Annotated in this window: 17 protein-coding genes and 1 pseudogene; 7 read left to right on the forward strand and 11 right to left on the reverse strand. The window is 62.0% G+C overall.

Annotated elements, in window-relative coordinates:
• Positions 1-296: 296 nt before the first annotated feature.
• The 3 genes and pseudogenes from AC0L2X_RS25425 to AC0L2X_RS25435 all read right to left on the reverse strand — a co-directional run.
• Positions 297-476: pseudogene (locus tag AC0L2X_RS25425) on the reverse strand (IS110 family transposase); the annotation flags it as partial.
• A gap of 283 nt (positions 477-759) precedes the next feature.
• On the reverse strand, positions 760-1587 hold the full coding sequence (locus AC0L2X_RS25430; RefSeq protein WP_473600516.1) for a hypothetical protein: 828 nt from the start codon (positions 1585-1587) through the stop codon (positions 760-762).
• A 405-nt stretch (positions 1588-1992) separates the two neighbouring features.
• Positions 1993-2379, reverse strand: a complete 387-nt coding sequence (locus tag AC0L2X_RS25435) for a PD-(D/E)XK nuclease family protein (RefSeq protein WP_473600517.1) — start codon at positions 2377-2379, stop codon at positions 1993-1995.
• Between the two features lie 298 nt (positions 2380-2677).
• Here AC0L2X_RS25435 and AC0L2X_RS25440 point away from each other — a divergent pair, with 298 nt between their 5' ends.
• Positions 2678-3793 carry an IS5 family transposase gene (locus AC0L2X_RS25440; RefSeq protein ID WP_473600518.1) on the forward strand — a complete coding sequence of 372 codons (1116 nt, stop codon included), beginning with the start codon at positions 2678-2680 and terminating at the stop codon, positions 3791-3793.
• Complete coding sequence (locus AC0L2X_RS25445; RefSeq protein WP_473600519.1) at positions 3790-4134, forward strand: hypothetical protein; 345 nt, start codon at positions 3790-3792, stop codon at positions 4132-4134. The genes AC0L2X_RS25440 and AC0L2X_RS25445 overlap by 4 nt, the downstream gene beginning before the upstream one ends.
• Here the strand turns inward: AC0L2X_RS25445 and AC0L2X_RS25450 are convergent.
• From AC0L2X_RS25450 to AC0L2X_RS25460, 3 genes are all read right to left on the reverse strand, one after another.
• Positions 4097-4579 (reverse strand): hypothetical protein, encoded by a 483-nt coding sequence (locus AC0L2X_RS25450; RefSeq protein ID WP_473600520.1) that lies wholly within the window; start codon positions 4577-4579, stop codon positions 4097-4099. The genes AC0L2X_RS25445 and AC0L2X_RS25450 overlap by 38 nt on opposite strands.
• Positions 4580-4730: 151 nt before the next feature.
• The gene (locus AC0L2X_RS25455; RefSeq protein WP_473600521.1) at positions 4731-5645 is read right to left on the reverse strand and encodes a hypothetical protein; all 915 of its coding nucleotides are present in this window, start codon (positions 5643-5645) and stop codon (positions 4731-4733) included.
• Between the two features lie 155 nt (positions 5646-5800).
• On the reverse strand, positions 5801-6238 hold the full coding sequence (locus AC0L2X_RS25460; RefSeq protein ID WP_473600557.1) for a very short patch repair endonuclease: 438 nt from the start codon (positions 6236-6238) through the stop codon (positions 5801-5803).
• A gap of 221 nt (positions 6239-6459) precedes the next feature.
• Between AC0L2X_RS25460 and AC0L2X_RS25465 the strand changes: the two genes are divergently transcribed.
• From AC0L2X_RS25465 to AC0L2X_RS25485, 5 genes are all read left to right on the forward strand, one after another.
• Complete coding sequence (locus tag AC0L2X_RS25465; protein WP_473600522.1) at positions 6460-7680, forward strand: DNA cytosine methyltransferase; 1221 nt, start codon at positions 6460-6462, stop codon at positions 7678-7680.
• Positions 7677-10196, forward strand: coding sequence for a hypothetical protein (locus tag AC0L2X_RS25470; RefSeq protein WP_473600523.1), 2520 nt, complete (start codon positions 7677-7679; stop codon positions 10194-10196). The genes AC0L2X_RS25465 and AC0L2X_RS25470 overlap by 4 nt, the downstream gene beginning before the upstream one ends.
• The gene (locus AC0L2X_RS25475; protein ID WP_473600524.1) at positions 10193-12319 is read left to right on the forward strand and encodes a hypothetical protein; all 2127 of its coding nucleotides are present in this window, start codon (positions 10193-10195) and stop codon (positions 12317-12319) included. The genes AC0L2X_RS25470 and AC0L2X_RS25475 overlap by 4 nt, the downstream gene beginning before the upstream one ends.
• A 22-nt stretch (positions 12320-12341) precedes the next feature.
• Positions 12342-18155 carry a DEAD/DEAH box helicase gene (locus tag AC0L2X_RS25480; protein WP_473600525.1) on the forward strand — a complete coding sequence of 1938 codons (5814 nt, stop codon included), beginning with the start codon at positions 12342-12344 and terminating at the stop codon, positions 18153-18155.
• 187 nt (positions 18156-18342) lie between these two features.
• Complete coding sequence (locus AC0L2X_RS25485) at positions 18343-19242, forward strand: DUF6615 family protein (protein ID WP_473600558.1); 900 nt, start codon at positions 18343-18345, stop codon at positions 19240-19242.
• A 178-nt stretch (positions 19243-19420) separates the two neighbouring features.
• Here AC0L2X_RS25485 and AC0L2X_RS25490 read toward each other — a convergent pair whose 3' ends face one another.
• The 5 genes from AC0L2X_RS25490 to AC0L2X_RS25510 form a co-directional block, all read right to left on the reverse strand.
• Positions 19421-20203 carry a DUF2971 domain-containing protein gene (locus AC0L2X_RS25490; RefSeq protein ID WP_473600526.1) on the reverse strand — a complete coding sequence of 261 codons (783 nt, stop codon included), beginning with the start codon at positions 20201-20203 and terminating at the stop codon, positions 19421-19423.
• Positions 20204-20351: 148 nt separating this feature from the next.
• Positions 20352-21695 carry a ubiquitin-activating E1 family protein gene (locus tag AC0L2X_RS25495; RefSeq protein WP_473600527.1) on the reverse strand — a complete coding sequence of 448 codons (1344 nt, stop codon included), beginning with the start codon at positions 21693-21695 and terminating at the stop codon, positions 20352-20354.
• Positions 21692-22138: a hypothetical protein gene (locus AC0L2X_RS25500; protein ID WP_473600528.1), complete on the reverse strand. Its 447-nt coding sequence runs from the start codon at positions 22136-22138 to the stop codon at positions 21692-21694. Before AC0L2X_RS25500 ends, AC0L2X_RS25495 begins: the two co-directional genes overlap by 4 nt.
• A gap of 31 nt (positions 22139-22169) precedes the next feature.
• Complete coding sequence (locus AC0L2X_RS25505; protein WP_473600529.1) at positions 22170-22676, reverse strand: DUF7665 family protein; 507 nt, start codon at positions 22674-22676, stop codon at positions 22170-22172.
• The gene (locus AC0L2X_RS25510; RefSeq protein WP_473600530.1) at positions 22669-23172 is read right to left on the reverse strand and encodes a hypothetical protein; all 504 of its coding nucleotides are present in this window, start codon (positions 23170-23172) and stop codon (positions 22669-22671) included. Before AC0L2X_RS25510 ends, AC0L2X_RS25505 begins: the two co-directional genes overlap by 8 nt.
• Positions 23173-23252 lie beyond the last annotated feature (80 nt).

Here is a 23252-nt window from a genome sequence, read left to right on the forward strand (position 1 = left end):
TCGTTTGCAGACGGTCAGGCGTTCCGGCTGGGCGTTCAGGTAGAGCTGAGGAAGCCGGCGTAGCCGCGCGGTTTGTCCCATCGGTCACGGGTGGCTCCGACCAGCCCACCTACATCCCACACCGCGAAGGTCAGATGGTGCAGCCAGGCGCCGGGCGGGCTGAGCGGTCGGACCCTAACTCGCACACCGTCGGACCGCCCAGGAGCGCTTGGCGATCTCCTGGCCTGACGGCCGCCGCGTACGGCGCGCGCGCTACACGTCCGCATCGCGGACCTTCGAGATGCGGCCCAGAAGTTTGAAGAGCCCGACTGCCCGGGCCGCGAGGTAAGCCGCGACGTCACGCGAGCGGCGGAAGCTCGGCGGATCGTCGATCGCCGTCATGAACGAGAAAACCGTCACCGGACCGTCGCTGCGATAGTCATGAAGCAGCGGCACGGCTCGCTGCGTCCGACAATCTTCACGACGAGATCGGGCAGCGGCGCCCAGGGCCGCCAAACACCTGGTCTTCCCGGCGGTTATCGACCCCGCGGATCCTCCGATCCGACCAGAGCGGCACGTCCCGACCTCGATCCCGACCATCAGGCGACGCCTGACCGTGGCCCTGGCCACCGTCTGCAACGATGTCCGTGCTGCACAAGGGCCATGGACAGTCCGCGTCAGGCTCGCGATTTATGACGCAGTAGTACTAGGAGCATGCCGAAATAGGCTTTTGACGCTGTGAACGCGGGGGGCCGAAGCAAGGCTCCGTGACCGCGCACGTTAGCCGCTGTTCTGGTTGTTCTCGGTCGCGCGCACGAGCTCCAATCTCTGTTCCACACGCAGCATGGCTCGATCTCCGCACTTGGGGCAACTGACATCCGCGCCCGCTTTCGCCTTGCTTTGCGCGATCGTGCGCGGCTCGTTGCAGGCCTTGCAGTTCCAACTGTAGGAATGAGGCACAAAGAGGTAACTGTCGTCGGGCTGTCGCTCCGCATCGAAAAGCTGTCCACAGTTGCCGCATTCAGTCGGCTCGGCATTGTCAAGAACGGAACACCGACGCTTGATAGGGGCTCCGCACTCAGAACAGGAGATCGTGACGGAGACTGAGAAATTGGCGTTCCAAATGGTCGCTTCCAGAACGTGCGCCAACTGCCCTCGTATCGGTTCAACACGCTGCCGAATGAGTTCTGGATCAACACACCCGCGTTCGCGCGACTGCTTGATGGTCGGGATGTGTAGAAAGCTGCCAAGCTGGTGATAGGCCTTGGCGGCCCACGGTGCTTTCATGCGTCGATCTTCGCCGACTTCCATCCACTGTCCGTCAGGCGTTCCATCGGGCCCCTCTTTACACATCCGAATCCGGGACGTTTGATCCGCGCTCGGATCGGTGCGCAGCAACTCCTTCATGACCTTATCCGGCTGCCACGTTTCGAGTGCTTTGAGCGGGACTTCACTCAAATAGCCAACAATGAGCTCGTACGAGAGCGCCTCGATACATTTCCGAAGCTCAAGGCAGGCGTATATTAGATTGTCATGGTCGTCTGAACTCAGAAGGTCTGTTGCTTTTGCAAGTCGTTGTTTGGCGAGATAGCGATACTGCGGCTGCATAAGGTCGGCTCCACTGGATCGCTAAATCATTCGCAGATTCGTCGCAAGTCGCACATCAAAAGTAACCAGACGCTTGGCTCGGCCCGATGCACAACGCGACGACGGGTGCACAGCCAGGAACACGGGACGCACCCTATCTTGCCGCAGGCGCGCGGGGCGGTTATCACGCCGGCAATGCGCGCTGACCTTGAAGGCACTTAGGATGGCCTGACGATGGTCGCGCCTCGGCAGTTTGGAGGAGGAACAAGGGCAGGGAAGAACCCTACGCACTGAGCGTCTTTCGAAATAATGCCTAAACAGCTGAAATTCTTGAGGTTTTCGCGCGCATGGTTACACAGTTTGTTACACCGCTGGAACGACGACCTCAAGCTCGGCTTCTGAGTGCGCCCGCCCGATCCAACCGACTTAATTAAGCGTGTCGGATCTGACCTGATCGTCGGCTGCGAGGCCTTTGGCCGTGCGACGTGCAGCCTCATTCACCGTATGGCGCCACAGGATCGGAGGCGGAACTGACCGCTGCAATGGCCAGGCGTTCAGGATCGCTGACGATGCGTGACGGATCGCCGCTTCGATTTCGCCGGCGCTGGGACGCGTAAACCCCGGCGTCGGCTCGAGCACCGCGATCGCGCCACTGATCAACACATGCACCAGCTCGCCAAATGAGGCTGCATCGAGCTGCAGCGGGTCGGACTGGAATCGAACCGAGCGCCATCCCAAAGCGTAGCGCCAGACGAATCCGAGTGGATCGCGCAGCAACCGCTGCAGCGACGTCGTTGGCTGGACCCTCGACAAGGCTTTCTCAATCGCCGGATGGTGGGCGCCTGAGAGGCCGTCATGCGGCGGCAACTCCGAAGACCGTTGCCAGTTGCGCCAGCAAAGCTGGCTCTGGCGAACATGGGCCAGTTAGCCGGCATCGCGGGGTCTTGCCAACAGCCTGTCCGCTTCGCTGAAAGCATTCTCCGGGATCCGATCCCGCTTGTGCACGATCTCGCCGGAAGGCCAGAGGGAGCTAGCAGGCTGTTGAAAAAGGCGCTCGTCGCGGAGCTTTGACCGTGATTCATTGGCTTCGAAGGGATTCGGAGACCGATGCATGCGGGGCGGCGACGATCGAACTGGCGAACTGTTCAGCTACGTGGACCTTGAGGCGCGAGTGCGGCGCAATCATCCGCTGCGCGCGATCCGGGCGATCGTGAACGAGGCGCTTTCGGCGCTTGAGCGGGATTTTGCGGCGCTGTATTCGCTGATCGGGCGGCCATCGATCCCGCCGGAGAAGCTGCTTCGGGCGATGCTGTTGCAGGCGTTCTATTCGATCCGCTCGGAGCGGCTTCTGATGGAACGGCTGGAATACGACCTTTTGTTCCGGTGGTTCGTCGGGATCGGTGTCGACGATGCGGCCTGGGATCATTCGATATTCTCGAAGAACCGCGACCGGCTGCTGGAGGGCGACATCGCAGCGAAGTTCCTGGCTGCGGTGCTGGCACAGCCCAAGGTGAAGAAGCTTCTATCCACGGATCACTTCTCGGTCGACGGCACGCTGATCGAAGCCTGGGCGTCGATGAAGAGCGTCAAGCCGAAGAGCCCGTCCGCGGGCGAAGACCCGGAGAACGGCTCGGGTGAGCCGCCGGCAAACGGCGAGCGCAACGCCGAGGCGGACTTCCATGGCCAGAAACGGTCGAACGAGACGCATGCCTCGACCACCGATCCCGAAGCCAGGCTCTATCGCAAGGGGCAAGGCAAGGAAGCCAAGCTCTGTTTTATGGGGCATGGGCTGATGGAGAACCGCCACGGCCTTCTGGTCGACGCCTGCCTGACGCTGGCCGACGGGCATGCCGAGCGGGTGGCCGCGCTGCATATGATCGAGCCTCGCGCCGACTGTCCACAGGCGATCACCCTCGGCGCCGACAAGGCCTATGATGCGGAGGACTTCGTCAATGAGCTGCGCTCGATGAACGTGACGCCGCACGTGGCGCAGAACACGAGCGGCCGCCGTTCGGCGATCGACGGGCGCACGACCCGGCACGGCGGCTATGCCGTCAGTCAGCGCATCCGCAAGCGCATCGAGGAAGCGTTCGGCTGGATCAAGACGGTCGCCGGGCAGGAGAAGACCAAGTTCCGCGGCCGCGACCGCGTCGGGTGGGCCTTCACCTTCACTGCCGCCGCCTACAATCTGGTGCGATTGCCGAAGCTGCTGGCGGTGCCGGCATGACCGCGCCGGCAGGCTGCCAACTGATTGGCCGCTGGCGGATCGTCGAGGCCGATCTGTGGGATCGCGGCTATCTTGACCTCAGTGGACCCGCCACGATCACCATCGGAGCCGACAACCATGGCGAGATCGCCTTTGGCGCCCTGCAAGCCGGCCTCGACCTCAGCTACAGCCCCTCAACGATATCCTTCACATGGGCCGGCTTCGACGAGATGGACGAAGTCACCGGCAACGGCTCCGCCGAATTGCTCGACGACGGCTCGATCGAGATCACATTCGACTATCACAACGGCGACGAGGCCATGCTCAAGGCCAAACGTGATCCTTCTTCAACAGCCTGCTAGGCGACAAAACGCCGCCCTTGGCGTTGCGCAGCGAGCGCGACAGAACGAGTTGCTCCCTGGTATGCGCCTGAATAATTTCGAAGTGGCGCCGATCGCGCTCGGCGGCACCCAAAGGATGAAGCTTGCTGCGATCGAGCAAATGGTGAGGCAGGAGCGGATCGTCGTTTTCCGAACGCGGCCAGGATCGGCTGGTTACGCCAAGCAGGCGGGTGAACGGCCGCGGACGGGCGGCCAATTGCCATGCGGGGCACCAGACGACGCTGTTGGCTGGGTCAAGCTGGTCGGACACACGCAAAGCTTGCAACGACAGGCCGATGGCTTGCGCCGGCGCGCTTCGCAACGCCTCCTCCCACATCGCCAGGCTTCCGCCGCTCAGCAACAGCGTGCCGGCCTCTCCCGCCACCTCTGCTCCGCGCGCGAGAAGCTGATGGGAAGCAAGATCCACTCCGCCAGCTCGTCGTCGGCGCGCCGCGGCCGGGCCGCCGCCAGCACTGCTCGCCACTTGTCGAGGCTGCGCAAGCCTGCGCTTCGCGGAATTGCCGCGAACCAGTCCGGCGGAAGCAACCCGGCGAATGGGCGCGCCGGCAGGCGCCGGATCAAGCGCCAGATGCGCTCTTGATTGAGACCGTTTCCAAGGATATCGGCCAGCGCTGCACAAGCTTGGCCCTCCGGCGTGCTCCAAGCGGGCACGCCGTGGAGAAATGCAACGGCAACCCCGGCGCTTCTCGCATAGGCCAGAAAATGATCGTCCCAATCCTGTGTCGAAGTCGCAGCGATCGCGATGTCCTGCGCTTGCACCTGTCCGGTCGCCAGCAGCTGCCGGTCCAGCGCAGCGCCTCGATAACCTCCGACTTCGGGTCCGCGCTCGCCTCGGCGGATTTACGGATCGGAGTAGTCGCAGTCCTTCTTTGGATCGACCCTCTAAACCATGCGTGTTCGACAGGCGCCGGCAGTTCCCAAGTGAGGTCGTTGACGCGAGCGAGCTCTTTGAGAAGAGGCAGCCAAAGCGGATCGACGTCCACCACTCCCGAAAGCGTAACCGGACCCAGCAGGCTACGGGCGAGATCGATCCGCCTGTTGGCTGCATCACGAAGATCGCGCGGCAGCATATGCGCGGCTGGGATGTGATCGCGAACGTAGGCCTCGATGCGATGAAGATCGTCAAATCTCGGCGCCTCGCCTGCCAATGACGACAGATCGAGATCCGCTCGCCAGGCGCAGTCGAGCGCGTGCAGAACTGCGCGCGGCAACGCCGGCAACGCCGCCACCATTCTGATATCGCCAAAGCTTTCGGAAGCCAGCGCGGCCTGGATTGCCGGATAGAGAACATCGGTGCCGGCAGGTGTGGCAAAACCACCAACCAGCCGCGCTGCAAGCAGAGGCAGAGTTACGATCTCGCGACCGATCGCTCCGCTCCGCGCCGCAGCGACGCGGGCGCTGCGAAGCGCCAACATGCCATCGACGACGTAAATGGAGCGACTAGTCATCGTATTTTGGTCGTGTTGTTCCAACCGGCATTGTGCTCGCTCAAAATCACCGGCTATTGAAGCTCAGGCAGCCTATACATCCCAAACTTGGCAGTTTGTCACGGCAAAGGCTTGTGTCGATGTTGGCTTGACCTTCGCCTTCATGACTGAGTTTCGCGCGTCGGTCGAGCCAGTTAGGGCTACCTTCCCGACCTGGAGGGTGATGCCCTCAGGAATTCAGCGAGCCGTCGCTTCACGACATCAAGGTTGCCCAATTCGCACTCCCAAACGACAAGCGTTCTCCAGCCTTGTGCCTCAAGCTCATCCAGAGCGATTTGGTCCCTCGCCGCGTTCCTGGCAAGTTTCGGCTTCCAGTACTCGACCCTCGATTTAGGCTGTCGGGCGCGGCTGCACGCCGGGTCTGAATGAGCGTGCCAGAAACAACCATGCACCATGATTACCGCCTGACGCGAAGGTAGGACGATGTCCGGTTTTCCCGGAAGATCGGAACGGTGCAATCTGAAGCGATACCCGGCGCGGTGCAGAATCGAACGCACAATACGCTCGGGGGTGGTGTTCTTCGCCCGAACGGCGCGCATGACCGCGCTTCGCTTTTCGGAGGAGATATTGTCGGCCATGTCGAATGAATTGGTTTCGCCCAATTAATGCACAACATTTGTCGGGGAATTTGCTGTCAGATAGAGAACCAGGCAATTCACATATTCTGTGGCCTTATCGTTTGGCTCCCAAACAAGCTTGCAGATGCCGTTCGTCGCTCCTAAAAGGAGAATCGGCAAATCACATTAGGTGAGCAAGTTCGCGAACAGCAGCCGAAATGGCTCCGCCAGTGTCGAGGAGAGTGGTAATTCCCAATGGCGAGGGGGCGTTCTTGGGGGCGACATACAAGTACTACGAGTTTTTCGCCGGCGCGGGTATGGCACGTGCCGGACTTGGGGATGGCTGGAACTGCGTATTCGCAAATGACTACGACGAACTGAAGCGGACATCCTACGCGGAGAACTGGGGCGACGATCATTTGGACGGGCGCGACATTGCACTAGTCGAACCCAATGATCTTAGCGGCCTGGTTGATTTGGCATGGGCATCCTTCCCTTGCCAAGACTTGTCGCAGGCCGGCGCAAAGCTCGGCATTGGCGAAGCTTGCGGAGACGCGGCAACCCGCTCGGGCGCCGTTTGGCCGTTCCTTAGACTCATGCGATGCCTGGCGGACGAACGGCGACATCCCGTCTTGCTCGCGCTTGAGAACGTCGCTGGACTTCTCTACGCGAACGGCGGCGCGGATTTCAGGGCCATCTGCACGGCACTAAGCGAAATCGGCTACCGCTTCGGGGCATTGATGGCGGATGCCTCGCATTTCGTGCCGCAGTCTCGCCCGCGCGTATTCATCATCGCGTTGCGTCGGGACGTTCCGTTGCCAACCGGAATTCATGCCGAGCTTCCTACAAACGCTTGGCATACGAAGATTCTTTTGCGAGCCCGCGCAGGCCTTGGAGCCGCTGATGCGGTGAACTGGGTGTGGTGGACCCCCAGCGATCCGCCCGCGACGACGCACGTGCGGCTCACCGACGTAATCGACCTTAGCGACGATGCCGAGTGGAACTCCGATGATGCAACAAATCGGTTACTGGGGATGATGTCCAAGCCCCAGTTGATCCGACTCGCGGAGGCGAAAGCCATGGGCAAACCTGTCATCGGCAGCCTCTACCTCAGGATGCGCCCAAACGGTAAGGCAGGGAACATCCAGCGCGCGGAGATCGCATTCGGCGAGACACTCGGGTGTCTGAGAACCCCCAAGGGCGGCGCCTCCAGACCGCGGATCGTCGTGGCCGACGGCGAGAGAGTGCGAACGCGGCTGCTGTCCGAACGCGAGGCTGCTTCGCTGATGGGCCTGGGCCGCGACTTCATACTACCCAAGACTTATAACGAATGCTTCCGTTTAATTGGCGACGGCGTCGTCCCTGCGGTGGTTCGGTTCTTGGCCGACACTCTGCTCGAGCCGCTGGCTAATCACGCGAAAGCGTTTGTCAGCCAGTCGGCGGACCAGAAAGCGTCCGCATGAATGCGGCCGCGCAGGCATCGGACGGCTTTCCAGCAACCCTGTGTGACTGGGAACATACCCTCACGAGAGCGCTGCTGCGTGTAGACGGCGGCAACGTCGATCCCATCCGATCTTTTGAGATAACGCCGGAAGCTCTAGCGAAGCATTGCGGACACACGGCTGACCAGGCGGAGGAAGCCGAGCGCGCCTTCAAACGCGCCCTCGTCCGGGATCCGCGTCTTTACTGGTGCCTCCAGTACGGCAGGTATTGGCCAACCACCTCGGAGGTGTCCAACTGCATGGCTATCCTCGCGCTGAGCCTGCTCGTCGACAGTCTGCTGGACGGCGAATATGAGGGTCAGGGCCAGTATCGGGCCAAGCTTGCGCAATGGCTCGGCACCCATCGTTCTCTTATGAACCTGCGCGGCATAGCCGCGATGTGGGTGGATCTCGCCGCATGGCTCGACGGCAAGGTCGAGTCAGGCGCGCCTTTCCGCCGGCTCGTACTCCCCGACAGTCCGAAGACGTGGACTCATATCGGGTACACGCGATACCTGTCATTCCCGACCAAGCGCGATGTCACCTTGCTCCGAAGGCAGGTCGAACGAAACCCCGATATGGCCGAACATCCGAGGGTGCTCGTAGGTGCCCTTGATCCGTTGGTTCGCAGCGGGGCCGTGTCATACGGTTTCAAGAGCGCGTTCGAAGACTTCAGGCGAGCACTTCGAGCGGGCACCGCCTCAATAGACCACAGGTTCTGGCGTCTGCTCACCGTCGCTGCCCAGCTCGCGGGTCATAATGAAGCGGCGCAGGCTTCGTTGTTCATGGAGTTCAACGAAGATGGGGAGCGTCGCTACCGAGCCAAGACCAACGCCGCGTCGAACCAATCATTTCCACCGGATCTCGGAGATGCGGTGGTATCGCCGATTCTCGGAAGCAGCCAGAACCTGGGGCCATCAATCAGACGCGGCATTCTGTTCTTTCGCTCCAACGGTCTCGCCAGTTGGTCCGCGGTCGGCGAGCCTCCAATGGGCATCGGACCGTTCCATCTCGCGGTCGCCGATCGCCACGCCCGGTCCGCCTCGGTCACCGGGACGCGCTTCGAGCGCTCCGGCACGTGGCACGTCACGACCTCGCCTGTTGCGCAGGGCGCAATAGCCGACGTTTTAATCAAGCTTGGAATCCGTGACGCAAAGCAAACTGTGCGCATAATCGACTTGGCTGAGGGCGTGCGCGTGGGCAAGGATTGGCTCGGCTGCCCTCGGTACCTTCCCCTTGTCGAGGGAGCGAGCGAAGATGTCGAAGTCATGCCGCTTTCGGGCGACAACGCGTCAGCTCTTGCCTGCGTTGATGGCACTCTTAGGGCAGAACGCCCGGTCGACGGCGACTTTGCTTTAGGCGACAGCGAGGGCCGCTGGACTCGCCGGGTAAGATTTGTGCCTCTGGCTGAGGTCCATCCTAGTTTAGACGCAGTTGCCTATTCGCAGCCGTGCCAAGCGGAATGGCGTTTGGCGACTGCTCGGCCAACTGATCGCGCGCAACCAGCGGATGCCGAGTGGACCGACCAACCTTATGAGCATCAGGATATGCTCGAAGCGCTCTACGCGTCCGGCAGAAGCGGTATTCCCGAAGGCGAAGCCGTGGCGATCATCGACCGTGCTGTCGGCTCGCGCGCTTGGGACATGTTGCGCACCCTCCAAGAAGCCTCATTTCTCAACGCCCGACTACGCGAACGCTGGCGCGGACGCGTTTTCACGCTCGGCCATCCAACGCTGACCGAGATCAAGACCGATGTCGGTGCCGCGATGGTGGTCTCCGGCGCGTTGCCGGCCCGCCTTGAACAGGACTTCCGGGAAACTGTGATCCTGCAGGGAGGAACTCCCTTCCGCCGATTGCTGGAGAGATCGCAGGCGCCCGCGCTGGTCGGTGCGCTTCACGTGAACGCGTCCGCCCTTGCCGACGCGCTGGGCTGGGCGATCGCGAAGGGAACCGCGTCTCCTGATGGGAGCGCCGGCACGCGGCTCATTGAAACTACGGTTGCAGGAAGGAACTATGGGGCCACCGGTGTCTGGGACTGGTCGTTCGGTCGTTTTCGCGCGAGTGCTAGCTCGGCTGGAGCGGTGTCGCTAGTCCGGCTCGTTCATCCAGATCGACGGGACCACGATTTGTACCGCGTGACCGGCGTAAGGCAGCGCACTTTTACTTCTCGCCACGCCGCGATCCTCGATGCACACCTCCAGGCGAGTCGGCCGCTCTTCCGGCTTCACGAGGACAGGATCAGGCGTATCCCGGCTGAGGGCGCGCTTCCGCTTGAGGTCGCAGCGGCGCTGCGGCTGCGGCGTCTGGTGAATGCAGGGATCTCCGCCCATGGTTGGGAATACGCAGTTTCCCTAGATGATAGTAGATGGCTGACCGGACTGATGCCGGGTTTGATTGAAGGGGTATGTCACTCGGTCGATGCCGAGCTTGCCCGGACTTCCCGCCGCGGCCGCGGCGCGCGCCGGCCCCTATGGATTGGAGGGAGCATCGGGGCATGAAAGCCGACAACCATCCGACACAGTCAGTCTCTTCGGGCTCGGAATCGAAGCTGTATATCGGTCGGTTCACGCGCCGCCAAGGCAATTACGGGACGGTGGCCGTTGTGGGCCGCGTGGGAGATGCTGGCATCGATGTCATTGAGGAACCGAAGCGCCTCTTTCCGCGTGACGGGCTTGTCGAAACGCACGGGGTGGTCCACGCGGGCCTTGCTGTCGGCGATTGGGTCGAATTCTCTGCGACCAAGAACCAGCGGCCGCGCTGCCCTGAATACAAGGCCGCGCACCTAAGGCGGATTCCGCGCTATGCGGTCTTGCCCGATGCCGAAGATGCGGTCTATCGCGCAATATTGACTGGCGAAGGGTGGCGAGGCGACAAGCGGGCCGGACTCTGGGCCTTGCGCGTTTCCGGCGAACGGGTTCTCGTCGTGGAGCTCGAGGCAAAGAAGGATGGCGCTCTGCGCATCGCGCGCAAATCGGCGCGCGATGTGCGGTGGTGGGACTACGATGAGCTCTGTGTCTCACGTGTGCCGACCGACGAAGAGAATATCTACTTTCCGCCTACTGAGAGACCTGCGGGCATCTTCGACTGGTCCAACGAGGCCGACCACGTAGCGCAAGTCATCCGCTCGCTATCGGACGCGAATGATCCCCATATCGCCGACCTAATCTCGTGGCTCGAGATGCACCACGAGGAGCAGACTGGCCGCGTTTTCGCAGGGGCGATGGATCATGACGCGGCCCAGGCGTCGCTTCGGTCGGGCGAGTTAGCCCAGCGGCTCCGCGCCGATCGCGAGCTCATGAAGGCATATCTGGATGCTGCGCTCGACGACGATGACGTGCGCGATTCCGTGGCGCAATGGGCGCGAGAGGGCCACGGAGCCGAAGCGGATCGACTTCGGAGTGAGCTCGAGCGCGAGATTGCCGACGAGCGAACCCGCCTGACGAAAGAGCTGGGCAAAGAGATAGAACAGAACAAGAAGGAAGGGCTCGAGCGGCTGACGGTCGAGATCGCGGCGCTTGCCGAGCAGCGTCGCCATACGCTTGCGGCCGACGAACGAGTGGCTAGGGAAGATCTCGAAAACAAACTGAAGGAGCTTGATGCTCGTTTCGGCCAACGCAAATCCGAACTGGGACTCGAGATATCCCGGCAGGAGGAAGAGCTGGCGGCGGTCGGAAAGGCGGCGGTTGCGGCGACACGCGAACTCGATTTGCTTAATGCGGACACCGAGGAGGCGCGTTCGCGTCTGCGCGAAGCTTCCACCGAGGTCGATCGTCTGCTTGCGATTTCGGAAAAGCTGAGCGCGCCTGCTGCGACCGCAACGCCCTATCAGAAGACAGGTCCCGCGAATGGCATCGGGCCGCGGTTCCCCGAGCGGCCCACCGTGCATGCCCATGAAAAAGGCCGTGCCATCGCTCAGAACCTCCTCCTCACCGACAACGGGAAGGATCAACTCCGTCGGTTGGCGGTGCTGACCCTAGCGGGGGAGGTCCCTATTCTCTTTGGCTCAGACGTAGCGGATTTCCTGCGAGTCGCAGAAGCGACGCTGTGTCCCGGCCGTTTCACCGTGATCGATGCCGATCCAACGCTCATTTCGCTCGACGACCTCTGGTCCCGCGCGGGCAGCGGCGCTCCAACGCTCGTCGCGGCTGCGGCAGCAGCTGCGGAGTCCGGCGCCGTGTTGGTTGTCATTAGGGGCATTGATCGCTCAGGCGCCCGATTCTGGCTACCCACGCTGCGCGACGCGATACGCGGCGGCGGGCTGCCGCGGGGGCTCCTTGTTTGCTGCACCGTCGCCGACCGCAACCATGAAGAGGTTGCGGCGCTGCCGGACGATATCCCGTGGATCGATACCGAAGGCACGTTCGTCGCCGGCGCCGCCTTTGCTGCGCCTGTGGCTCTCAGCCCGATGATGCTCGACCTCTCGGCGATTGATCCGGCCGCCGCGCCAGAAGACTTTTCAGAGGCTGCCCAAATCGTCCCCAAGCTTGGCTTCAAGCCTAGCATCGGCCAGGCGATGCGGGTTGCCCGGATATTCGCTGAGGCTAAGGCGCTGCTTGACGACTACGACGCGCGTCGGATCACTATCGAGCTTGCTCGCTCGATCTCTGGGCAAGCGGGCTAAAGACACTATAACGGGGGGTATCATGCTTGATCCGATCGGCGGGTTCGACCGTATCAGGGACTTCTTTATCTCGTATATTGAAACCAGCTTCCGCATCGCTGACCGATCCGTCGCCGAAGAGCGAAGGCGGCTGCTCAGGAAGACCAACGTCTTCGCCACCGCGTCGTTTATCGAGCCAGTGTTGCGATACCGGACGCATGCACTCACCATCGACAAGATGGTCGGCGTGGCTGATGGGCCGCTCGCCGCCCTTCCACGCCCGGTGCAGGTGGCGTTCGCCGAGCTTGCCCTTTCCGGCCTATTCGACGGCAAGGACGGGACCGGCGAAGTGCGGCGGACGGGGCTGTATGATCCGTACAAACATCAGATAGAGATGCTGGAGCGCGGCATTAAGCCCGGGCAGCCTGGAATTGTAACCTCGGGCACGGGCTCGGGCAAAACGGAAAGCTTCATGCTGCCGATCCTTGCTGCCATGTCGCGCGAGGCGATCGGCTGGTCCAGGCCAGCAACAGCCTACTTGGCCTCCCCTTGGTGGGAGCGGGACCGGATTCGGTGGAGCCCACAGCGCCAGGGCGAGAACCGACCGGCGGCGATGCGTGCCTTGGTGCTTTATCCGATGAACGCGCTTGTCGAGGACCAGATGGTGCGACTGCGCCGCACGCTCGATTCCGATGAGGCCAGGAAGGTCATGGACGAGCGATTTGAAGGCAATCGCATTTTCTTCGGCCAATACACGTCGTCGACGCCGGTTACGGGTTATGAGGCCCATCCGCGCCTATCGTCACATGAACCCGAGAGGAAGCGTCGACAGCGCCGTGGTCGGGAGCTGCGCGCCGCCATGCGGAAGGCGGCTGACGATCAGGCGGCAGCGCGAATCCACGACGATGTCGAGCGCGCCAAGGCTGAAGCGGAGGGCCGACGGGTACCCGATAAGACGCGATTCATCTTCCCTTCGCTCGATGGCGGCGAGGTGCTCTCGCGTTGGGACATGCAGGTGACACCGCCCGACCTGCTCGTAACGAACGCCTCGATGCTCGGAGCTATGCTGTCCCGCGAGGTGGAGGAGCCAATCTTCGAGAAGACGAGGGCTTGGCTGCAGGGAAGCGACGATGCTTACTTTTACCTGGTCTTCGACGAACTGCACCTGATCCGTGGCTCGGCTGGAACCGAGGTATCGTTCCTTGTGAAGTCGCTTATCAAGCGGCTTGGCCTCGACCATCGTGACCACCGCCACAAATTGAGGATACTCGCGTCGTCGGCATCGCTCCCGATGGATGGCGAGGCAGGAGCGCAATCCAAGCGGTACTTGCGCGACCTTTTCGCTCCGTTCGGCACCAGCGCTGGCCCTGGCGATCCCGGAAGCACAGACGAGAGCTTCTGGACGGAATGCGTTGTAAGGGGCGAGCCGGAAGTCCCTGGTTGGCACGGCGGCGCTGTCGATCCGCAGCCTTTCGTCCGGCTCCTTCAGGCGGCGCGGCCCGATGAAACGGGTTTCGTTGCCAAGGTGTCGGAAACCGGCGAGCTAGATGCCGCGCTCGACGAGGTGGCCCAGGCTCTCGAGGTCACTGAGACCGGGGACCAGCGCGTGGCGCGCATTGCCGAGGCGGCTGCTGCGCTTATTACCAGTTCCTGCAGGGAAGGCGAGGGCGTGCGCGCGACCAGCATCGAGCAACTGAGCGCGCGGCTATTCGACGGCCAAGGCGGAGTGAACGCTGTCCGAGGGCTTATGCTTGCTCGTGCGTTGCCGGAGAGCGGCCAATGGCGGGGCAGCGTCAAGCAGGGCACCCCGTCGTTCAGGATCCACTCCTTTGTCAGGAACGTGGAGGGACTCTTCGGCGCGCCCGAGGTCAAGGACGGCAAGGTAGGGTTCTTGGACCTGAGCGTCGAGCGAGGGCTGTCCCATGCCCAGCCAGAGGATGGTCAAGTCCGCGGGCGACGATTGTTTGAAATGTTGTACTGCGAAGCCTGTGGCGATCTCCTGCTCGGAGGTCAACGCGGCCGTCAGGTTGGAACGCATAGCGCTACTGAATTGCTGCCGTCGACGGCGGAGCTCGAAAATCTGCCAGAAAGAGCGGCGGCTGAGTATTACGACAAGATGTCGTTTGACCAGTTCGCGGTGTTCTGGCCCAGCCGAGAAGCGCCACAGGTCGACGGTCGGGGTTGGGATGGCTGGGAGGCGGCGTACCTCGATCCGGCATCAGGCGTCGTCGCGCTTGGGGAGACTATTCCCGTTGGCCGCATCGGGGGACGGCTATATCATCAGAATGCCGCTGCGGCACCCAATGGCCGGCGCACCGCGCAACCGTTCTGCTGCCCAAAGTGCGGGACTGATTACTCTAACCGTCCAACGACATCACGCTCGCGCTCGCCAATACGGGCGTTCCGCACTGGCGTCAGCAAGGCATCGCAACTCGTTGCCACCGAGCTCTTCGAACTGCTCTACGCGGTCGGTGCCGAGGCCAAGAGCATTGTCTTCTCGGACAGCCGGCAGGATGCCGCAAACCAATCTCTCGAAATCGAGCGGCTGCATTTGCGCGACCTGCGGCGAGAGATCCTCGTAACCGTGGCGCGCGACTATCTGGCCCGAGTGGCGGCCGGCATGCTTGACACCGATGCGGGCCTCGCGGAGGCAAAGAGGCTGATGCAGGCGGGAGATCACGCCGGTGCCGCGAAGATTTTCGCTCAGCTCGGCAGCCAAGCTCACGACCCGCAGGTCTCGACCGACAACCACAAGGTCCAGCTTGAACGCCTATTCAGCTATAAGGGTGAGTCCCAGGGCGTAGGCGCCCTCATTGAGGAATACGTCAACCTCGGCATACATCCGTTCGACGAAGTCGGGCGCAAGCCGTACCAGCGGCGGCCCTGGTACGAGGCGTTCGAGAAGTCAGACGATATCGTGACTTACGCTCCTTGGCTGGATGACACCCAGCAAAGAGAGCTCGGCATCTTGATCGAGCGAGAGCTTATGGAGCTCGTCGACGATGTCATATTCGCTAACACTTTCTTCGCACTTGAAGAAACCGGGCTAGCATACCCATCCATCAGCCGGGATACTGGTCCTACAATCGACAAGCTTGACGCTTGGCTGCGAGTGTTCGCCAGCGCGACGCGCGTCAGAGAGAACAAGTACTTCGACAACGCCCGGATCACCGAATGGAATAGGGGCTCGAAGGTGCCCCCGACGAACCGAGTGCGCCGCTTCGCAAACGCTCTGCACGGGCCTAATGCGGTACCCGAACTCGACGACGTGCTGACGGAGTTCGGAAAATGCGGACACGTGAACGGCATCGTTCAGGTAGGCCGTGTCTTCCTGAGAATCGCGCAGCCGGGCGATCCGTACTGGCGTTGCGCGTCCTGCGAACGCGTCCACCTGCACCGCGGCGTCGGTAAGTGCACGCGATGCTACAAGGACCTGTCGGCGGAGCGGACTGGGCCCGTCGAGGAGCTTTGGGAGACGAATTTCCTCGGGCGGCGGATTGTGCGCGGCAAGCAAGACGAAGTCGCCCGCTTCCGCTTGAGGTGCGAGGAACTGACGGGACAGACGGACGACTTTTCGGATCGATTGCGCAAATTCAAGGGCATTTTCGTCGACAAGCTGGGCGAGGTGGCGCGGCTTGCCCGCGAAATCGATATGTTGTCGGTCACCACCACCATGGAGGTGGGCATCGACATCGGCTCGCTGCAGACCGTCTACCAGGCAAACATGCCGCCGCAGCGGTTCAACTACCAGCAGCGAGTCGGCCGCGCCGGCCGCCGTGGCCAAGCATTCTCGTTCGTCATCACATTCTGCCGAGGGCGAAGCCACGATGCCTACTACTACGCTCACCCGGCGGCGATCACTGGCGACCCGCCGCCGCCTCCGTTCTTGGCGACCGGCCACGATCCGATTCCCGAGCGCCTTCTGACAAAGGTCTGGATGCGTTCGGCCTTCCAGAAGGTGCGCGACGATTATGTTGATGCCGGAGGAACATACCCGGGCGACTTGTTGGTGCCGCCCGACGTACATGGCGAGTACGTTCCGACAGATGACTACTACGACGATCCTGAAAACGCCGATTGGAAGGGTAGGCTGTGCAATGCGCTCAACGCGACTATCGGCGTACGTGATACGTTCATCGAGGCAGCCTGCATCGACATGGCCCAACGCGAGCGCATTCGCGCCAAGGTGACATCCGACTATCTAATCGACGAGATCGAAAGCCAGAGAAGGTTCAAACCGGCGAACCACCAAGGCTTGGCGCAGTTTCTCGCCGAGCGCGGCCTGTTGCCGATGTATGGGATGCCAACGCGCGTCCGGCAGCTTTACCTCGGCCTGCGTCCTGACTCCGACGAAAGGGATACCGACTATGACTGGTCCACCATGGACCGTGATCTGGATACCGCAGTCTTCGAGTTCGCTCCCGGGTCGGTGCTTACGAAGGACAAGCAACGGCACAAGGTCATCGGCTTTTCTGGAACGCTCGCACCGCCGGAACGACGCGGCAGGGATATTTCGCTAGCGGGCCTCTCCCATTGGAGGGAGTCGGAGCATCGGGTAGCGCTGTGCTCGGCATGCGGGTCGGCAAAATACAGTCAGGAGAGACCCCAGAGCCCAGAGCCGTGCGATGACTGCAGTGTCAACATCGAACCTGACCAGTTCAACGACTACGTTACGCCCGCGGCGTTCAGGACCGACTTCCATCCTTCAAGCGCCGACCTTGACGTGGTCGGCCGCATGGCGGTGCGAACCGTCGCGACGGTGCTGCACGACGGCGAGCCCGTAGACGCGGGACATCTGCGCTTACGGCGCGGCGCAGGCGTGACCATCATGCAACTGAACGATGGCACCGACGATGATATGGGTCAACCGACGCGCTTCACGGTGCAGGAGGCCGAGGATCTCGTTGTCGGTGTTCCCAGGATGGCGCCGACTACGCTCGGTGCCTCTCAAGCGATTGAAGTTGGACAGCTGACGCCGCTAGGCCGCTGGGTGCCAGATCCAGCGAGTGAGCGCACTTTCGGCCTTATCGCCAAAAAGGAGACGCACGCGCTCTATCTTGAACTGTTGGCCTTCGACGAGCGCCTGACGCTAAGCCGAGTCGCAAGGAAGGGCGGCCACAGCCATTTGCCCACCCGGTCCGCCGCGATCAGTGCCACGCAAATTCTTGTCCAGAAGGCAGCGCTCGAGCTCGATGTCGCATCCGACGAGTTCGAGGCGCTCGAACCGCGCCTGCGCGACGGCAGGCCGATGCTCCAGATGGCGGACTCGCTGATCAACGGCTCCGGCTTGTGTCGCCGTCTCGGCGAAGACCGAAGCGACGGCACCCCTCACATCGTCCACCTGATACACGAAATCCTCTCAGATGGTGCGAAATGGCCCCTGGTGGACTTCCTTAGGCAAGACGAAGAGGGTGAACATGCCGCACGATGCCAGACATCGTGCTATCGATGCATCCAGCGGTACGGGAACCGCTTCTACCACGGCTTACTCGACTGGCGGCTTGGCCTCGCATATCTGCGTGCGCTGGTGAGGGCGGATTACACCGCCGGCCTCGATGCGAAGGACCAGGATCTCCCTGAGACAAGGGGCTGGCACGATCGGGCGCTGGCGCTCGCTCAAGCAGTGGCGGGTATGCGGCCGGGATCGCTTATCGCTGAGCTCCACCAGCCCTCCGGTCTGCCAGCGCTTCGGGAGCGACACTCGGGCGGAAACACCTTCCTGATAGCCAATCCGCTGTGGCGCACCGACGGCGATTTCGGCCGCGGGCTAAGCGGAGGGGCGACAGTGCGATTCGTCGACAGCTTCAACCTGGAGCGACGACCCTTGCGCGCTATAGAACTTGCGCTCGCGGACTGAACGTAAGGCAGAGGTGAGGCAGCCGACTCCGGCTTGAGGCATTTCCGTAAACCTCCCAGCCGAGGCGATAGTTCAAATGGCGCTTTCTATGATCGCTAGATCGCCGCGAGGCTTTTCGCGGCTGGACCCGCACGAGCACATATGCAGTGACAGGGGGAGAGTGTGAGGGGATTTGATGAGTACAACGATGTGCGATCTAGGAAAGACACTGCCGCTACTGATCGGCGGTCTGCTGGACCGGGAGACGAAGCTTAAGCGGGGGCGGTTCCGCGAGGAGACGATGACCGACATCTTCACCGGCGCACTTGCGGCATTCGCCGGACCCGAACTTGTCATCCAGTATCCAGACGAGGCCGTGACAGGCGGTGACCTTGATCTGCGGTTCTGGCACGTAGCTACGGGGCACGAACTCCAATTGAGGATACAGGCCAAGCGCCTCAGTGCCGCTCGCAACGCCAGGAAGGCAGTGAATATTGCGCATCGCTCCTATCATGAGTTGCTGCACAAGCCCCCTCGCACGACCAAGTTCCAGTTTGAAACCCTTGTGGATGCGCCAGCACCTTGGGTGCCGCTCTACATGTTTTACAATCATCAATCTGCGGCGGATGACCGCTACTTCGCGAGTGCCGGCCCGGCGGTAAGCGGAGTGAACCTGGCCTTTGCTGCCGATATCGCAAAAGAGCTGACGGCAAAGCTCAAGGCCGCGAAAGCCACGCCGAAGTCAGTGAAGCACCACAAGCGGCTGTGCCATCTCCGCAAGCACCTGTTCGGTCTGGAGGCAATATTGTGTCCGAGTGGCGATTGGGGTGGAGCAGGCGTGCCGTCGCCGGACCTGGTCTTTGCCTCGCTTCTCGGTCGCTGGGAGGTAAGCGGCAAGGGAAACGGACGGACGAAGGACGAGGACAATGCCATGCGCATCCGGTCAGACCCGTCTCGCGTCTCTCCTGAGGGGGGCTCTGGACGGCGCATTTCTGATGGGCCTTCCATAAGGGTAGATCATACACTCGAACGTCCGGCAGTCACCTTTATCTCTGGACGGACTGGCGACAGCCGCACCCCTATCATCACAGAACCTTCCAGGGGATAGCGGCGCTTGCTGCTAGTCTTGTCAAAAGAACGGATCCTTGTCGGTATCTTCGTTTCGATGAAGGACTGCGATGCGGCAGGATTCGGTAACCGGCCATGTACCATTGAGGTCCTGGGAAACGCACGGAGGGTTTTGGCCAGCAGCTCAAGAACGACATCCGACATTCATGGCTGCCGATTCACCTTGGCCTCGTTTGCTTTAGTCTGGACGATGCAGATTCCTTGGGATTGATCCTAGAGGCCTTCTTCCGTGCCCCTTGGCTTTTTGGCTTGCCCGCGGCCGCCAGTGTAAGTGCGGGACGGCGCGGCTTCCCGGCTATCCTGTCGGCGGCCTCGCGCCAAGTCGTGCTGTCGGTCAGGTGCGATGGCTTGACCTTCAGCCTCTCACATCCCGGTATTTCCCTGATCGTCTCGATGAGGCTCTGCGCCTGGTTCTCATAAAGCCAGGGATTGATGTACACAGAGTCGATCCACTCGTGCGGGCAATCGACGAAGAGGGCTGGCTGCTGGTCGGCGGCGGTCTCGATGACGATCCGATATTCGTCTTCATCTTTGAAGCCGTACCGCTTCAGGAAAGGGAGATCCTCGATGTCGGCCCTCGAGAGTTTCTTCACCTCAGCCAGTTTCAGGTAAGTGACCTCGTCGTACCTGATCTGGGTGCCGGGCCCCGGCTGGTGACTGCCGAGAAAGGTTTCGAGCGGCCGCCGCTTCAACACCAGACAGGCGCCGGATGCCCCGCCTGCGAAAATCTTCCAATGGTGATAAGTCTCACCGCAGAGTGCAGCGCACATGCCATAAAGGCCGCCCGCGTTTTTGTGGTTCTTGTACACCCGCATGAACAGCCGATCGTTTCGGTCATCCCAGCTTTCGGGGTTCAGGATCGCCAGCTCCTGCCGCCGCAGGGTGTCAAGCAACGCGGCAATTGACATATAGCGTCGGATGCTCATCCTCTTCTTCGGCATCTACCCCTCCGATGATCTCCCGCGACGGAAATAGCACAATCGAACGCCGGCAACCTAGGGTTAGAAGCGGATGCTACGAAGACGTTCACACCTGAGCGAAACCTCTTCCGGCGCACAGCGTGGTCGGCTGCTTGACTGAAGGCTTGGGCTATCCCAACCCGAACTCGATCCCGCCAAACCCTTGGGAGGCAGCAGGGTTCATCGTACCGGCGATGGCCGTCTCTGGAGCGTTGAGCTCGACCTGCATGATCCTGGGGGTGGAGCGCATCGACGCCAAACGCAGCAGCTGCGCAATGGTCATGGCGCCGACCGCTGCCCCCACGAACGGAACCGCAGCACTGGCTTCAGCCAGTGAGAAGGTGCCGCAGCTGTCGAATTTCTTGGCGTGCTCGCGATACGCAGGCTTTTCGAGCATGGCATCGACGTCCTTCGGCTTGGCGGCTTGCGCCCAAAGCCCGTTCGGGTCGACACCCTTCGGCACAACGCGAATCTGGCCGATCTCGAAGTCGAAGGCGCCGTGACCGACACCAGCATCGATCAAGAAGTCGTGGCCAGCCTCGGCGATCGCCAGCCGCGCCGTCGGTTCGTCGAGGCTGGTGAGCACTACAGGCGGATCCTGGTCCGTCAACTTCATATCGCCGTAGTTCCGGCGCTCGAGCAGCGACGTCGTCCAGCCGGCGCCTTCGAGCCACCGCGCCGCCACCCGAGCCTTCTTACTCTTCAGCTCATAGTCGGATAGGTCTGTCACCAGACCCGTGCCAACGTTTTCTTCGCCGACGGTCTGATCGTCCTGCAGGATCGCGTGCATGTCAGCGACGGGAAGCAAAGCAAGGTTCCACAAGAAGCCCTGACCCAAATGCCCGAGGCCGATCAGCCAAAGCGAGCGCGGTAGCGTCAGGACCTGCGGAGCCGGTTCAACTTCGCCCTCATGCCCCCAAGGTTGCCAGAGCGAGATCACAGCGCGGCGGTTGATCGAATGACGCCGCCCGATAGCGTTGGCGAAAACCTGTCGCACGGCGAGCGCTCCGGCAAACACCCCGGCGAGCGGGTTGCCGGAACTGCCGCAGCGCTCGTCATCCCAGCCTGGAATCACGCCGGCGCTCCAGCCGCTCCACCAGCAGCGCACAAATGCCTCAACACCGGGGGTGCTCCCCATCGCGATGACATGGGTTACACCCGGCGGTAACGACGCCGAAACCTTGGTGCCGCACGCAGCCGCAGATGTGAATAGGCTGCTTCCCAGGGGCAATTTTGCCTTGAGGGGAACATCGCACGGACAGACGAGCGTGGCCGTTCCGAAGCACTTCACGGCGGCGTTGAGGGAGGTGAGCACTGCTGCCTGTGTTGCCGCCGTGGCAATCTGTTCACCGCTGGTGACCACGGCGACGTGCACCGCATCGAGCGCGGCCGCGGCCTGGTCGAAGTCCTGCTTGCTGCCGGACGCATCGGTTATCACTTTGGCGATGCGCGAGCGGCGGAGATGGGGGGTCATTTCGAACTCCTGAGCCCGAGCAGAGGCGCGGCAGCATGGGAGTGGTCGATCCACCTGCCGTTGCCCAGGTACTCGTACTGACCAATGCCGCCGGGGATCGCAGAGCCGGCGGCAAAATCGGGAAGGATAAAGGCGAAGTGGCCGCCGCGTGGCATAACCGGATCCGTCTGGTCTGACGCGCTCTGCCCATAGTGACCGGGATGGACATGCACATCGGCAACAACGTGGTATTGTCGCTCGCGACAGATTTCCCACAGAAGCGGCAGCTTGTTGCCGTTGAAATGGACGATTCCGCTATCGAGGGAGTGTGGATCGAGATCATCGTAGTAGACAAACGCATGGATGACCTTAGGTCCCTTGGCAGGGGCCTCGCCGACAAGGAAGGCGCCGCTTTCCCGCCGCCCGCCGAGCGTCCGCCGCTTCAGCTCCGCGGCTCCCGCCAACCACAAGGCCTCGTCGCAGATAATGCGTGGCTCAGGCCGCCCGAGCAGCCAGCCAAAGAGCCTGTTCAGAAACGAGTGCATAGAGCTGCTCCATAATGAAGGTGACTTCGCGGTTTCGGTGCCAGGCTTCGTCTGGGCGTTTCCGCCACCAGTCATTGTGCTGAGCCGCTCCCCGGTTCCAGGCTCGATAGATGCCCCTTTCGGCGCTGCCCGAACCGCCGCCCCACTCTTTTAGGGCCTCGATGAAGCCCGGAGCGCCGGCATTCGGCGCCGCCGGGCGAGTGCCGTGCTGTGCGTCCTCCGCATAGGCCCAGCGCTCTACATAGGGGCCTGGTTCCGGAAAGCCGGTGCACTCGAGGCGGAAATCGTGGGTGAAGACCGCACCCGGACCGGTCACGACCCGGATGCGCACGAAGAGGTAAGGCCAAGCCAACGCAAGCACTTCCCAACGACCTTCGTCGATGCTGGCAAGAAAGCGAACCGAGTTCAGCTGGTCGACGAGGGTTTTCTGCGCGGGCGTCATCTCGGCCTCAGCCATTGGTAAAGTCCCTGAGGGTAAGGTCGAGCGTCAGCGAACAGCCGGGACGCTTGACGTAAACGCCGAGCATCGCGTCCTTGGGCAGAGGCTGATCGGCACTCGGCAGCAGCAGGTTGGCCTTCGCCGCAGTATTGTCGTCGAGGTTGAAGCCGCGCCTGCCGACCGCCCACTGCAGGACGCGCAGAATGGTGACGGCCGGCGAGAAGTCCCGGCTCTTGGTGTCACCGTCGTAATTGACCTGAACCGTGACACGATGGCAACGGTGCACCAGGACCGAGATGGCGCGGCGATTGCCGACGCCGACCAGCGTTTCCTCGTTGTCGCGCTCAAACACATGGGCCTTCTCGAAGCCCGGTTTGCCACGAGCTGCACGCAGGATGGGGTCCACATCATCGGCGTCGATTTCGAGGTGCGAGTGCTCCTGCAGGTCCTCGAACTCGAGCTCCACGCGGACCTTGTGGCGATCGTCAGAGCCACCTTCGTTGCTGGTAGTCATTGTAATTCTCCACAGCGCCCCGGAATCCGTGCGCGGGAAGGGCGGAGCAAAACCCTTGGCCGCGGCGTCTTTGCGTGTTA

It is taken from the genome of Mesorhizobium sp. WSM4828 (assembly GCF_055811175.1).